This is a genomic window from Sphingopyxis sp. TUF1, from assembly GCF_036687315.1.
In the GTDB taxonomy this organism is placed as follows: Bacteria; Pseudomonadota; Alphaproteobacteria; order Sphingomonadales; family Sphingomonadaceae; genus Sphingopyxis; species Sphingopyxis kveilinensis.
In genome coordinates this window covers 3,314,861-3,328,371 of record NZ_CP144683.1, presented here as the reverse complement: position 1 = coordinate 3,328,371, position 13,511 = coordinate 3,314,861, and the positions used below count along the sequence as shown (strand labels likewise).

11 protein-coding genes are annotated in these 13,511 nt (G+C 63.8%); 9 read left to right on the top strand and 2 right to left on the bottom strand.

From position 1 onward, the window contains the following. Nucleotides 1–57: 57 nt before the first annotated feature. The 7 genes from nuoL to VSX77_RS15580 are packed head-to-tail and all read left to right on the top strand — an operon-like array spanning nt 58 to nt 8,503. Nucleotides 58–2,109, top strand: coding sequence for an NADH-quinone oxidoreductase subunit L (gene nuoL, locus VSX77_RS15610; protein ID WP_338425525.1), 2,052 nt, complete (start codon nt 58–60; stop codon nt 2,107–2,109). Continuing rightward, a complete protein-coding gene (locus tag VSX77_RS15605; RefSeq protein ID WP_338425524.1) occupies nt 2,106–3,659 on the top strand; it encodes an NADH-quinone oxidoreductase subunit M in 1,554 nt (517 codons plus the stop codon). Before nuoL ends, VSX77_RS15605 begins: the two co-directional genes overlap by 4 nt. Further along, nucleotides 3,656–5,089, top strand: coding sequence for an NADH-quinone oxidoreductase subunit NuoN (nuoN, locus tag VSX77_RS15600; RefSeq protein ID WP_338425523.1), 1,434 nt, complete (start codon nt 3,656–3,658; stop codon nt 5,087–5,089). Before VSX77_RS15605 ends, nuoN begins: the two co-directional genes overlap by 4 nt. Next, entirely contained in the window at nt 5,011–5,811 is an 801-nt protein-coding gene (locus VSX77_RS15595) for a biotin--[acetyl-CoA-carboxylase] ligase (protein WP_338425522.1), read from the top strand. Before nuoN ends, VSX77_RS15595 begins: the two co-directional genes overlap by 79 nt. Before the next feature lie 4 nt (nt 5,812–5,815). Next, nucleotides 5,816–6,601 carry a type III pantothenate kinase gene (locus tag VSX77_RS15590; protein ID WP_338425521.1) on the top strand — a complete coding sequence of 262 codons (786 nt, stop codon included), beginning with the start codon at nt 5,816–5,818 and terminating at the stop codon, nt 6,599–6,601. Then, nucleotides 6,598–8,232 (top strand): ribonuclease J, encoded by a 1,635-nt coding sequence (locus VSX77_RS15585; RefSeq protein ID WP_338425520.1) that lies wholly within the window; start codon nt 6,598–6,600, stop codon nt 8,230–8,232. Before VSX77_RS15590 ends, VSX77_RS15585 begins: the two co-directional genes overlap by 4 nt. Before the next feature lie 10 nt (nt 8,233–8,242). Continuing rightward, nucleotides 8,243–8,503 carry a DUF1467 family protein gene (locus VSX77_RS15580; protein ID WP_338425519.1) on the top strand — a complete coding sequence of 87 codons (261 nt, stop codon included), beginning with the start codon at nt 8,243–8,245 and terminating at the stop codon, nt 8,501–8,503. A gap of 136 nt (nt 8,504–8,639) precedes the next feature. On the opposite strand, the gene VSX77_RS15575 is transcribed toward VSX77_RS15580, so the two are convergent. Beyond that, nucleotides 8,640–11,000 (bottom strand): hypothetical protein, encoded by a 2,361-nt coding sequence (locus tag VSX77_RS15575; protein ID WP_338425518.1) that lies wholly within the window; start codon nt 10,998–11,000, stop codon nt 8,640–8,642. A 68-nt stretch (nt 11,001–11,068) separates the two neighbouring features. On the opposite strand from VSX77_RS15575, the gene VSX77_RS15570 reads away from it, so the two are divergent. Continuing rightward, complete coding sequence (locus tag VSX77_RS15570; RefSeq protein ID WP_338425517.1) at nt 11,069–11,365, top strand: Hpt domain-containing protein; 297 nt, start codon at nt 11,069–11,071, stop codon at nt 11,363–11,365. Between the two features lie 161 nt (nt 11,366–11,526). Continuing rightward, nucleotides 11,527–12,807 (top strand): tetratricopeptide repeat protein, encoded by a 1,281-nt coding sequence (locus VSX77_RS15565; protein ID WP_338425516.1) that lies wholly within the window; start codon nt 11,527–11,529, stop codon nt 12,805–12,807. A 70-nt stretch (nt 12,808–12,877) separates the two neighbouring features. Here VSX77_RS15565 and VSX77_RS15560 read toward each other — a convergent pair whose 3' ends face one another. After that, nucleotides 12,878–13,351, bottom strand: coding sequence for an Lrp/AsnC family transcriptional regulator (locus VSX77_RS15560; RefSeq protein ID WP_338425515.1), 474 nt, complete (start codon nt 13,349–13,351; stop codon nt 12,878–12,880). Between the last annotated feature and the right edge of the window lie 160 nt (nt 13,352–13,511).

Genomic DNA, 13,511 nt, shown 5'->3' with positions numbered 1-13,511 from the left:
AACGCTCCGTCAGGCCGTTAGCGGCCCCAGCTTTCGCTGGGGCGACGGAGTTTTCGCATGATCCAGGCGATCGTTTTCCTGCCGCTGCTCGCGGCGCTTGTCGCAGGGCTTGGCCAGCGCGCCATCGGCCCCATCGCGTCGAAGATCCTGACGACGGGCGCGCTCTTCACCAGCTGCGCCTTGAGCTGGCCGATCTTCCTGTCGTTTGTGATGGGCACCGGCGAGGCCGAGGTCGTGACCGTGCTGCACTGGGTCAGCTCGGGCGCGCTCCAGTTTAACTGGGAACTGCGCGTCGACACACTGACCGCGGTGATGCTCGTCGTCATCACCACGGTTTCAGTGCTCGTCCACCTGTATAGCTGGGGCTATATGGAGGAGGATCCGGACCAGCCGCGCTTCTTCGCCTATCTCTCGCTCTTCACCTTCGCGATGCTGATGCTCGTGACCGCGAACAATCTGGTCCAGATGTTCTTCGGCTGGGAAGGCGTCGGCCTTGCCTCCTATCTGCTCATCGGCTTCTGGTACAAGAAGCCGAGCGCCAATGCCGCCGCGATCAAGGCGTTCGTCGTGAACCGCGTGGGTGACCTGGGCTTCATGCTCGGCATCTTCGGCACCTTTCTGGTGTTCGGCACCGTCTCGATCCCCGAGATTCTAGCGGCCGCGCCGGGCATGGCGGGGTCGACGATCACCTTCATGGGGATGCGTCTCGACACAATGACGATCCTCTGCCTGCTCTTGTTCATCGGCGCGATGGGCAAGTCGGCGCAGCTTGGCCTGCACACTTGGCTTCCCGACGCGATGGAAGGCCCGACGCCGGTGTCGGCGCTGATCCACGCCGCGACGATGGTCACCGCGGGCGTTTTCATGGTGTGCCGCCTGTCGCCGATGTTCGAGACCGCTCCGATTGCGCTTGGCGTCGTCACCTTCGTCGGCGCGGCAACCTGCCTGTTCGCGGCAACGGTCGGCACGACGCAGTGGGACATCAAGCGCGTCATCGCCTATTCGACCTGCTCGCAGCTCGGCTATATGTTCTTTGCCGCGGGCGTCGGCGCCTATGGCGCGGCGATGTTCCACCTGTTTACGCACGCCTTCTTCAAGGCTTTGCTGTTCCTCGGTGCTGGTTCGGTGATCCATGCGATGCACCATGAACAGGACATGCGTTATTATGGCGGCCTGCGGAAACATATCCCGCTCACCTTCTGGGCGATGATGATGGGCACGCTGGCGATTACCGGCGTCGGTATCGCCGGGGTTGCGGGCTTCGCAGGCTTCCATTCGAAGGACGGCATCCTCGAAGCGGCCTTTGCCGCTGGCGGCGGCGGGGTGGTCGCTTTTTGGGTCGGCATATTTGCCGCGCTACTCACCAGCTTCTATTCGTGGCGCCTCGTCTTCCTGACCTTCTACGGCAAGCCGCGCTGGGAACAGAGCGAGCATATCCAGCATGCGGTCCATGGCGATCATCATGATCACCCATCGGACGAACATGCGGGCGACGATCATGCGCACGCGCATCATTATGAAGCGCATGGCGACGGCACTGCGGGCTATCATCCGCACGAAAGCCCGATCTCGATGCTGATCCCGCTCGGCGTGCTGTCGCTCGGGGCGGTGTTTGCGGGCTTCGTTTTCGCACACCCCTTTATCTATCCCGAAGAAGGCGTGGCTTTCTGGGCGGGTAGCATCGCGTTCGACGAGCATCTGATGCACCTCGCGCACGAAGTGCCGACCTGGGTGAAGTGGACGCCGTTTACGGTGATGGCGATCGGGCTTTTCCTCGCGTGGAACAGCTATATCCGCAACACCACGCTGCCGGCGCGCTTCGTGGCGCAGTTCAGGCTGCTACACCAGTTTCTTTACAACAAATGGTATTTCGACGAGCTCTATAACATCCTCTTCGTGAAGCCCGCCTTCGCGATCGGTCGCTTCTTCTGGAAGCGCGGGGATGAAGGCACCATCGACCGCTTCGGGCCCGATGGCGCCGCGGCGCTCGTCGCGGGGGGAACGCGGCTCGCGGTCCGGCTGCAATCGGGTTATGTTTATGGATATGCGTTTGTGATGCTGCTCGGTCTTGTCGGCCTCGCCAGCTGGGCCATGGTGAATTTCCTGTGAGCGGCTTTCCCATTCTTTCGCTGATGCTGGCGGTCCCCTTGGTCGCCGCCATCCTCTGCCTCTATGCGGGCGACCGTAATGCGCGGATGATCGCGCTCGTCGCAACCTTGATCGACTTTGCGCTGGGCGTCGTACTCTGGGCCAATTTCGACATCGGCGGCGCGCAGTGGCAGTTCACCGAAAGCGCCGACCTGTTCGGGCGTTTCCAGTGGGCGCTCGGCATCGACGGCATGGCGCTGATGCTTATCATGCTCAGCGTCTTCCTGATGCCGCTCTGCATCCTTGCGAGCTGGGACGCGATCAAACAGCGCGTTGGACTCTACATGGCGATGTTCCTGATCATGGAAGTCGTGATGATCGGCGTCTTCATGGCGCAGGATCTGCTGCTCTTTTACATCTTCTTCGAAGCCGGCCTGATCCCGATGTATTTCATCATCGGCATCTGGGGCGGCGCGAACCGCAAATATGCGGCGTTCAAATTCTTCCTCTACACGCTGCTCGGGTCGGTGCTGATGCTGATCGCGATGATTGCGATGATCGCCGAAGCGGGCACGACCGACATTCCGACACTGCTCAACTATGACTTCCCGGCCCAGATGCAGACATGGCTCTGGCTCGCCTTCTTCGCCAGCCTCGCGGTCAAGATGCCGATGTGGCCCGTCCACACCTGGCTTCCCGACGCGCATGTGCAGGCGCCGACCGCGGGTTCGATGATCCTTGCGGGCGTGCTATTGAAGCTCGGCGCCTACGGCTTCATCCGCTTCATGATGCCGATGTTCCCCGACGCCTCGGCGCAGCTGATGTGGCTCGTGTTCGGCTTGTCGATGGTCGCGGTGGTCTATACCAGCCTCGTCGCGCTGGTGCAGAACGACATGAAGAAGCTGATCGCCTATTCGTCGGTTGCGCATATGGCGATCGTCACCGCGGGACTGTTCGCGTTCAACCAGCAGGGGATCGAAGGCGCGCTGATCATCATGCTCAGCCATGGTGTCGTTTCGGCCGCGCTCTTCTTCTGCGTCGGCGTGATCTATGACCGGCTCCACACGCGCGAGATCGACCGTTACGGCGGCCTCGCGGTCAACATGCCGGCCTATGCGCTGTTCTTCATGCTGTTCACGATGGCGTCGATCGGCCTGCCAGGCACCAGCGGCTTCGTCGGCGAATTCCTGAGCCTGCTCGGCATCTATGAAGCGTCGAGCGTCGTCGCGTTCGTTTGCACCACGGGCATCATCCTCGGCGCCGCTTATATGCTCTATCTCTATCGCCGCGTCGTATTCGGCGAACTTACCAAGGACGATGTGAAGGCGATGCGCGATCTCAACGCACGCGAATGGGCGATCATGGCGCCGCTTGCTGCCGTGGCGCTCTGGATGGGCGTCTATCCCGAAAGCTTCCTCGCGCCGATGCGCGGCGATGTGACCGCCGTGGTCGCGCGCCTCGCCCCGGCAAAGCCCGCAGGCGATGCGCATCTTGCCGCCGGCAAGCCGAAGCCCGCCGCGGCGCATGGTGAAACCGCCCACGGATCGAGCCATGCGGGAGGCGTCCAATGACCGCGGATCTCGCGCTCATCTGGCCCGAGCTGATCCTGACGATCGGCGGGTTGATCACCTTGATGCTCGGCACCTTCATGGGGGACCGGCAAGTCGGCATCTATCAGCTCAGCTCGTTGCTCACGCTTGCCGCCGCGGCCGCGGCCGTGGTCGCGCTGTTCGGCGTCGAGGCGACGGTGTTTTCGGGCACGCTGTCGGTCGATGCCTTCGGCGGGTTCGCCAAGCTGCTGATCTATGCCGCGAGCTTCATCTGCATCATCATCGCACCACGCTTTTTCAACGGCGCGATGCGCGCCGAATATCCGACGCTGATCCTGTTCGCGGCGCTCGGCATGGGCATCATGGCCTCGTCGCGTGACCTGATGACGCTCTATGTCGGGCTCGAGCTCAACAGCCTGGCCGCCTATGTGCTCGCGAGCTTCATGCGCACCGATGAACGCTCGAGCGAAGCCGGGCTCAAATATTTCGTCCTCGGCGCGCTGGCGTCGGGGATGCTGCTTTATGGTATCTCGCTGCTCTATGGCTTCACCGGCACGACCGATTTTGCGGGCATCGCCGCGGCGATGGGCGGCGAGCTCAACATCGGCCTGATCTTCGGTATCGTGTTCGTTCTCGCGGGACTGGGCTTCAAGATCAGCGCCGTGCCGTTCCATATGTGGACCCCCGACGTTTACGAAGGCGCGCCAACCCCGGTGACGACCTTCTTCGCCAGCGCCCCCAAAGTGGCGGCGATGGCGCTGATGACGCGCGTTGTCATCGACGCGATGGGCCCCGCAGTCGGCGCCTGGCAGCAGATCGTCATCTTCCTCGCGCTCGCTTCGATCATCCTCGGCGCGGTCGGCGCGATCGGGCAGAAGAATATCAAGCGCCTGCTCGCCTATTCGTCGATCAACAACGTCGGCTTCATGCTGATCGGCCTTGCTGCGGAGACGCAGCAGGGGGTCGAGAGTGTGCTGACCTATCTGCTCGTCTATGTCGTCACGACGCTCGGCGCCTTCCTCGTCGTCCTGCAACTGCGCGATGCCGACGGCAATCCGGTCGAGAGCATTCCCGCTCTCGCGGGCCTGTCGCAGCGCCGCCCGGGCCTTGCTGCCGCAATGGCGGTGTTCATGTTCAGCCTCGCCGGTATTCCGCCGCTCTTCGGCTTCTGGCCGAAATATCTGGTGTTCGAGGCCGCGGTGAACGCGAACCTCGTGCCGCTGGCGGTTGCGGGCATCGTTGCATCGGTGATCGGCGCCTTCTATTATATCGCGATAATCAAGATGATGTATTTCGATGACAAATCGGACACCGAATTCCCGAAAGGTGGCGGTGCGATCGTCGAGGATGCGGTGATCACCGCGAGTGCCCTGTGGCTCTCGGTTATCGGCTATCTGTTCATTCCCGTGCTGGCGGTCGTATCGGCCAGCGCCGCCGCGGTGCTGTTCTGATCCCGCCGATCGAGCGGATCGCGCAGACAGGTTCGACCAACGCCGACCTGCTGGCGCGGCTGGCAGGCGGCGAGCATGTCGGCGAGGGGCATTGGCTGGTCGCCGATCGTCAGACCTCCGGGCGCGGGCGCCTCGGCCGCGCTTGGGGCGACGGGCAAGGCAATTTCATGGGATCGACGGTCGTCCACCTGACGGTCGGCGACCCGTCGGCGGCGACGCTCGCGCTGGTCGCGGGGGTTGCGCTCGCTAAGACGGTGGCGGCATTGGCACCCGATGTCGGCGCCCTGCTCAAATGGCCGAACGACCTGCTGATCGATGGCGCGAAGTGCGCGGGCATATTGATGGAGCGCACCGGCAATTCGGTGGTGATCGGCATCGGCGTCAACCTTGTTACCGCGCCCGAACTGCCCGACCGCCCCACCGCAACGCTGTCCGGCAAGGGTGCTGCCGTCGACCGCGATCATTTCGCAAACGCGCTCGGCATCGCGATGATAGACGCGCTTTGGACCTGGCGGCAGGAGGGGGTCGCGAGCGTCGTGTGCGCCTGGCTGCCGCTCGCACACCCCGTCGGCACGCCGCTGCGGGTGTCGGAGCAGGGCATCGACGGTTTTTTCGACGGTCTCGCCCAGGACGGCGCGCTGCGCTTGCGCCGCGACGGTCGGGAGACCATGCTGATTCATGCGGGGGATGTCGAGCTACGTCGCCCGGTGGTTGAAGGATAACGCCATGCTGCTCGCGATCGATGTCGGCAACACCAACGCCAAATTCGCGCTGTTTCGCGGCGCCGAACTGCTCGCGCGCTGGCGCATCGCCACCGACGACCGCCGCACCGCCGACGAATATATGGTGTGGCTCGACCAGCTGATGCGGATCGAGCGGCATGATCGCGGCGATGTTGATGCTGTGATCATCTCGACAGTCGTCCCGCGTGCGCTCCACAATCTGCAACTGCTGGCGCATAAATATTTCGGCGTCGATGCGCTGGTCGCCGGGCGCGAACCGGTGAGCTGGGGCATCGCGCTCAAGGTCGACGAGCCGCAATCGGTGGGCGCCGATCGCGCGGTCAACGCGATTGCGGCGCAGGCGGTCGAGCCGGGCAAGGACAAGCTTGTCATCAGCTTCGGCACCGCGACGACGCTCGATCATATCGGCCCCGACGGCGCCTATCTCGGCGGGATCATCGCGCCGGGGGTCAATCTGTCGCTGGAAGCGCTCGTGGCCGCGGCCGCCAAGCTGCCGCGTATCGCGATCGAGGCGCCTGCGAGCGCCAGCGTGATCGGGCGCACGACTGAAAGCCAGATGCTGATCGGCGTCTATTGGGGCTATGTTTCGATGATGGAAGGCCTAATAGGGCGCATGAAAAATGAAATCGGCAAGCCGCTGACGGTCGTCGCGACCGGCGGCCTCGCGACGCTGTTCGAAGAACATGCGCATCTGTTCGACCGCATCGAGCCCGACCTGACGCTGATGGGCCTGATGCACCTTCATGCCCGGCGGAGCCCCGGCGCATGACAAAGCCCGGCAAGGAGCTTCTCTTTCTCGCGCTTGGCGGGTCGGGCGAGATCGGCATGAACGCCAATCTCTATGGCTGCGACGGCAAATGGATCATGCTCGACCTGGGCGTGACCTTTGGCAGCCACGATTATCCGGGCATCGACATCGTCATGCCCGACCTGGAGTTCATCGAGGATCGCAAGGACGACCTGCTCGGCATCATCCTGACGCACGGGCATGAGGACCATATCGGCGCCATCCCCTATCTCGCCGCCGACCTTGGCGTGCCGCTCTACGCCAACCGCTTCACCGCGGGGCTGATCGCGCACAAGCTTGCCGAAGAGGGGCTGGAGAAAGAGGTCGATATCAAGGTCGTCGATATCGACGACAGCTTCCGCATCGGGCCGTTTGGCATCCGCATGGTCCCGTTCGCGCACTCGATCCTCGAAATGAGCGCGGTGGTGATCGACACACCCTATGGCCGCGTCTTTCACACCGGCGACTGGAAACTCGACGAAGAGCCGATCCTGGGCGTGCCCGCGACCGCCGCGGCGCTCTGCGCAATCGGCGACGAGGGCATCGACGTCCTTGTTTGCGATTCAACCAACGCCTTCAATCCCGAGGAATCGGGCAGCGAAGGCGCGCTGCGCGCGGGATTGGAGCAGGCGGTCGGGCAGGCCAAGGGGAGGGTGGTCGTCACCACCTTTGCCTCGAACGCTGCGCGCCTTGCGACGCTGGGCGAAGTCGCGCGTGCGACGGGACGCAGCCTGTGTGTCGCGGGGCGCTCGCTCGACCGCATCCTCGGCGTTGCGCGTTCGGTCGGCTATCTCAAAGACTTCCCGCCGACGGTCGATTTCGACGAGGCGATGCGCCTGCCGCGCGACAAGGTGATGGTGATCGCTACCGGTGGGCAGGGCGAACCGCGCGCCGCGCTCGCGCGCATGGCGGCCGACGGCCACCAGATCAAGCTGGAGGCGGGCGACACCGTCGTCTTTTCGTCGAAGCAGATCCCCGGCAACGAGGTTGCGATCGGGCGGATCATGAACCAGCTCGCGGCGAAGGACGTGCTGACAGTTACCGAAAAACAGGCGCATATCCACGTCAGCGGCCATCCGGGGCAGCCCGAGCTGGCCGCGCTTTACGGCTGGCTGCGCCCGAAGCTGGTCGTCCCCGTGCATGGCGAGATCCGCCACATGCACGAGCAGGCGCGCTTTGCGCTTGAGAGGGGCGTTCCTGATACGCTGGTGCAGGAAAATGGCGACCTTGTGCGTCTTGCACCGGGCGCAGCGAAGATCGTTGAGCGCGTCCGCGCCGGGCGCCTGATCCTCGACGGCGACGTCATCCTGCCCGCCGATGGCGAAACGATGAGCGAGCGGCGCAAGCTGGCGCTCAACGGCCACATCACGGTTGCGGTGATCTTTTCGGATAAAAGGTTCGTCGACAGCGCGATCAGCTATCGCGGCGTTCCGGTCGAGGACGAGCGCGCGGCCTTTATCGATGAAATGCGCGAAGCCGCCGAGCAGGCCGCGACCGGCCCCGCGCGCGACGAGGAAAAGCTGCGCGAGGCGATCCGGCTGGGCGTCCGGCGGATCGCGACCGACTGGACGGGGAAAAAACCCGTCGTCGATGTGATGCTCGTCGAAATCTGAGGGCAAGCCGATGAAATGGACGTCTGCGTTAGCGATCTTCACGCTCTTCTGGGTGTTCAGCGCCTTCTTCGTGCTGCCCTTCCACGGCCGCCGCGCGAGCGATGACGCCGAGCCGCTGGTCGCAGGCCAGGACCGCGGCGCCCCGGCGCGGTTTCGTCCCGGACGCGCGCTGCTCCAGATGACGATCGTCGCGGCGGTGGCGTTTGTGGTTTATTACGTCGCCTATGTGAACGGCTGGGCCGATCCCGATGTGCTCACGGGACGGGCGTGAGTCGAGATTACGCTTGCCGATCGCTTGTCGGCTTTGGGATGGATCCCAGACCTTTCCCTATTCGCGGGATGACGATGAAATAAAGGTCCGCAAAAGGGCGAAAACTGCTGTCAGCCGGCGGGAGAGGGCGAACCGGTCAACCCCGCAGCCGGTCGATCGACTGCGCCAGCGCTACATAAAGCTTGCCGATGTCCGACGACAACAAAGTCACGCTGATCGCCGATCCGTCGCGCGCGCCGATCAGCAGGCGGAGCATCGCTTCGAAATCGTGGATGAACTGATTGACTGCGGCGTGGAAGCCGTCGTCATTCTGATAGAGGCGGAGGATATCCTTGACCTCGCTGTTCTCGACGAGCTTGACCGCGCGGCGGGCAAACACGCCGCGATCGCCTTTCAAATAGGCATCCCACGCGGTATCGCTGATCTCGCTCGACAAGATCTTGGTGACGTCGATGGCGGTCGATTTCAGCGCTTCGGTGAGCACGCCGGCCTGCTTGGCGAGCGTGTCGCGGTCGGACGCGGCGATTGCCTGCTCGGCTTCGCTTACGCGCTGTTCGACGCTTGCGCTCGTATCCATGATGGCGGTCAGCTGATGCATCAGCCGGTCGGCGGCGCTGTTCGCGGCAGCAACCGCGCGCTCCGATGCAGTCTGGATCGCATCAAGCTGCGCCATGATTTCGGTCTGGAAGGCGGCGTCGATCGCCTCGCTCGCGGTCGCCTTCATCGTCTCGCGCGCGCCGTCCACGATCTTCTCCAGCGTCAACCGCGCCTCATTCGCCGCTGCATCGGCGGTCGCGCGAACCTCAGCCAGCGTCGCAACCATTCGCGCGCCGCCCTGTTCGCTGAACGCATCGGCGCCGTCGCGCAGCTTGGCGAGCGCCGCTTCGGCCTCGGCGAGCGAAGCATTCAGGCGGTCGACCAGCGCCTGCTGCTTCGCCGCATGGCTGGCCATCTGGTCTTCGTTCGACTTGAGCGTCGCCTGCACGGCGTTGACGTGCGACACCGTCGATTGCGCCACCAGCTCCGACGCTTCGAGCATCGGGCGGATTTCGGCCAGCGCCGACTGCGTCGTTTTCCCGTGCGAGGAAATGCGATCGAGCGCGTGCGGCAGCGTCTCGTCGAGCTCGCGCGTTACCGCATCGAGCGCGAGCAACAGCGATTCGGCGTGGGTGATGAGCTGGCCTGCCGAACTGTTGCCGCGCTGAACCTTGTCCATGAACGCGCCGAGCTGCGCCTTGGTGTCGTCAATCGAGCGGCTGATGTTGCCCGTGCTGGTCTCAATGCTGGTATTGACCGCTTCGAGCTGTTTCTCAACCTCTGCGACATGCGCGGTGAGGCGCGCAGCAAGCGCGTCGCTTGCGTCGGCGTGCGCCGACAGCTGTGCGCCCATCGCGTCGCCGGCATCGCGCGCCGCCGCAAGTCTGGCGTCCATTTGCGCTGCGGCGGTGTCGACACCCTCGCGGAAGCGATGCCAGCTTTCCTCGCTTTGTGCGGTCAGGGCGGCGAGCGTGTCGGTCATCGCGCTGCGCACCGACGCCGCGCCTTCGGTCACGCGCGCGAGTGCGGCGCCATGCGCATCCGTGACCTCCGCCGACGTTGCAATCAGCGCGCTTTCGGTCTCCTTCGTTTGCTCCTGAAGCGCGACGATCGCTTCGAGAAGCGCCTCGGTCGAGGCCTGCCCCGCCTGTGCTGCCCGCGCCGCCTCTTCGCCGAGCGCGGCAAGTTTGGCTTCTAGATTCGCGCCCTGCTGGTGCGCAACCAGTCCGGCTTCCCGGAAATTGACCGCCAGTCGCTGCGCCACATCGTCGATCCGCGGCAGCCCGGCGAGGAGACCGTCCATCCGCTGCAAGGCGACATCGCCCGACCGCGCGAGCTGGTCGTGCGCGTTGGCGATCACCGACGCGTTCCCCGCGAGCTTGTCGCTGCTCTCGCCCAGCCGCATCACCGTATCATGGCCCAGCTGCTGCACGATCCGCGCCTGTTCGCTCAGCTGCTTTTGCGCGTCGGCAAGGTGCAGGCCGAGCGAGTGCATCGACTGGATCAGCGCCTGGTTTTCGGCGCGCAGCGCCGCGGCGATGCGCGCGAACCGCGCCTGTTCGGACTTCCCCGATCGCAACCACAGCATCCAGACGAGGGCAAGCAATGTCAGCGGCATTGCAACGACAGCGATGTGCGCGGGCCAGTCCGCGAGCGCTATTCGCCGGGCGAAACCGTCTGTGGCGGCGCTCAGCGCAAACGCCGTCCATCCGATCGCGAGAAGGATCAGAAAGGCCGGGCCGGCGCGATCGCGCCATGCCGACGGGGCAATATCCTCGGCAGGGACTTCGCCAGAGTCGTGCAGCGCCGTCCTGTCCAGCCAGTCGCGGTCGCTCGCCGCCTCGGCTTCGGGCGCGGGCGCGCCGTCGGGCACCGCCGTCTCGGCCGAAGCCGCGCTGTCCGCATCCTGATTTGCCGCGGAATCCCGCCACAATCCAACGATCTTCTTTTCGCCCGTCATCGTGCGATCTTAGCATCAAATGCCCGCCATGAAACGGAAACTTAACCGCGCAGGGCCAAAGCTGTGGAATGTCCTTCGACAGCGGCCCCCTCGACCGGACTTTGAGTGCGGCCTTCGGCGACGATCCGGCCATGGCCGCAGATCTGCGCAAGGCGTTCACCGATGGCGCGCGCGAGCTTGCCGATCTGCTGCGCCGCGCACGATGCGACGCCAACTGGGAAATGGCGGCGCTCCGCCTGAAAAGCCTGTCGGCGACATTCGGCGTCATCCCGCTCATCGAACTCGCCGAAACGGCGATGTCGGGCGCGCCGGGCGATCCCGCCGTGCTGCGCGCGATCAACCGGGTGATAGACGAGATCGCCTGACCCCGCGGCGGGTTCAATTTCCATTCAGCCGCACCCCGCCAGAGAAATATCGATTGCAGCTGTCTTGCCATGGCAACGCGACGGGTTTAGCCGCGTTAACGATGCGCGGCCGACCCCGTTTGCGCGGCGGACGGTCTACGAGTTTCAGAGGAGAGATTTCGATGTTCAAGCGTTTCCGCTCGATGCCCGCAACGGCGATCGCCGCTGTGTTGGGCTGCGCGCTGATGACGACCGCGACCCCCGCTGCGGCGCAGAAAAAGCCGAAGAAGGAAGAGGCCGCCAAGGGCAAGAGCCTTAGCCCCAGCAAGGGATTCGCCCCGGCGCTCAAGAAGATGACCGACGCAACCGGCGCCAAGGATGCCGCGGCGCTCCAGGCGGCACTTGCCGAAGGACAAGCGAGCGCGAGTGTGCCCGACGACAAATATCTGGTTGCCTTCTATCAGCTTCAGCTCGGCATTTTGAACAAGGATACGGCCCTGCAGGCGCAGGGGCTCGACGCGATGCTCGATTCGGGTCTGACGCCGGCGGAGAACGCCGCCGCCTATAATTTCTATTCAGGCAATTTTGCCTATGGCGCGAAAGATTACCCCAAGGCGATCCAGCGGCTCGAGGCGGCAAAGGCCGCGGGTTCGACCGAAACGGCTCTCTCGGCGATCCTGATGGACAGCTATCTGAAGGGCGGGCAGGTCGATCAGGGCTGGGCCATCGCAAAGGCCGGTATCGACGCGGCGCGCGCCGCCGGCACCAAGCCTTCCGAAGAGCTGTATGTTCGTCCGGCGCAGGCCTTTCAGCAAGCGAAGCGCACCAACGAGATGCTCGACGTGCTGACGATGCGCGTCGAGGATTATCCCAGCGCAGCGACCTGGCGCAACACGCTCTATATCCTGCTGCAGCAGTCGGGCGGCGACAAGGAACTCAACCTCGACATCCTGCGCCTGATGCGCGCGACCAATTCGATGACGCAGCGGCCCGAATTTCTCGAATATGCGTCGCTCGGCGTCGAAGCGGGCTATCCCGGCGAGGTAGTAAGCGTCATCAAGCAAGGCCAGGATAGCGGCGTGATCCCGAAAAGCGACACGCATTTCGGTAACATCCTGGAAGCGCAAACGCCGCGCGCTGCCACCGATGCCGCTGCGGTGACCGCAGATGCGAGCAAGCCCGCAACGCTCAACAACCCTAAGGCGGCGCGGTCGACCGCCGACGTGCTCGTCGGTATGGGGCAGCCGGCGAAGGCGATTCCGCTTTACGAAGCCGCGCTGAAAGCCGCGCCGACGGATGAGATGGCGCAGTATCGACTGGGCGTGGCTCAGGCTCTTGCCGGACAGAATGACGCGGCGATTGCAAGCTTGGCGAAGGTGCAGGGGCCGCGCGCGCGCCTGGCGAAGCTGTGGACAATTCGCGCCAAGGCTGGCGGCGCCCCGGCGGCCACGACTGCCAGCTGATCGGACTTATAGTAAAGAAAAATGGGTGCGGCTTCCATCGGACGCCGCACCCGTTTTTCTTTGCAGCGAATCAGATTTCGACGGGAATGCCCGCCAGCTGTTTCGCCGTGCGAATCGTCAGCGACGTTTTCACGCTGGTGACATTCGGCGCCGATGTCAGATGCGCAGTCAGGAACGATTGAAAGCTTTGCAGATCGCGCGCAACGACCTTCAGAAGAAAGTCGATTTCGCCGTTCAGCATATAGCATTCGCGCACTTCGGGCAGTCCGCCGACATAATCCTCGAACGCTTTCAGATCGGCCTCGGCCTGGCTGCGCAGGCTGACCATTGCAAACACGGTGATTCCGTAACCAAGCTTCGCGGCATCCAGGTCGGCGTGATAGGATCGGATGACCCCGGCTTCCTCGAGCGCGCGGACGCGGCGAAGGCAGGGCGGTGCGGTGAGCCCCACCATTTGCGCCAGTTCGACATTCGTCATGCGTCCGTTTTTCTGCAATTCGCCGAGTATTTGCAGGTCAATCTGATCGAATTTCTGACTAGCCATCGTTGAAACATCCGCTTTCCAAAATTGCGCTGACCATAATAATATTTCAGGCGATTGCAATTGTCCCACAATGCGACGTGAGTGGTTAAGACACTTTCGTGACCGGATGATTCACGCTAGCCGGTAATCAGAGGGTAACCAATGACGGTGGGGCTGGTTT

Excerpts from the sequence above, each read along its gene's own strand:
- nuoL (WP_338425525.1), top strand. The coding sequence starts at position 58 with ATGATCCAGGCGATCGTTTTCCTGCCGCTGCTCGCGGCGCTTGTCGCA.
- nuoN (WP_338425523.1), top strand. The coding sequence starts at position 3,656 with ATGACCGCGGATCTCGCGCTCATCTGGCCCGAGCTGATCCTGACGATC.
- VSX77_RS15590 (WP_338425521.1), top strand. The coding sequence starts at position 5,816 with ATGCTGCTCGCGATCGATGTCGGCAACACCAACGCCAAATTCGCGCTG.
- VSX77_RS15585 (WP_338425520.1), top strand. The coding sequence starts at position 6,598 with ATGACAAAGCCCGGCAAGGAGCTTCTCTTTCTCGCGCTTGGCGGGTCG.
- VSX77_RS15580 (WP_338425519.1), top strand. The coding sequence starts at position 8,243 with ATGAAATGGACGTCTGCGTTAGCGATCTTCACGCTCTTCTGGGTGTTC.
- VSX77_RS15575 (WP_338425518.1), bottom strand. The coding sequence starts at position 11,000 with ATGACGGGCGAAAAGAAGATCGTTGGATTGTGGCGGGATTCCGCGGCA.
- VSX77_RS15570 (WP_338425517.1), top strand. The coding sequence starts at position 11,069 with ATGTCCTTCGACAGCGGCCCCCTCGACCGGACTTTGAGTGCGGCCTTC.
- VSX77_RS15565 (WP_338425516.1), top strand. The coding sequence starts at position 11,527 with ATGTTCAAGCGTTTCCGCTCGATGCCCGCAACGGCGATCGCCGCTGTG.
- VSX77_RS15560 (WP_338425515.1), bottom strand. The coding sequence starts at position 13,351 with ATGGCTAGTCAGAAATTCGATCAGATTGACCTGCAAATACTCGGCGAA.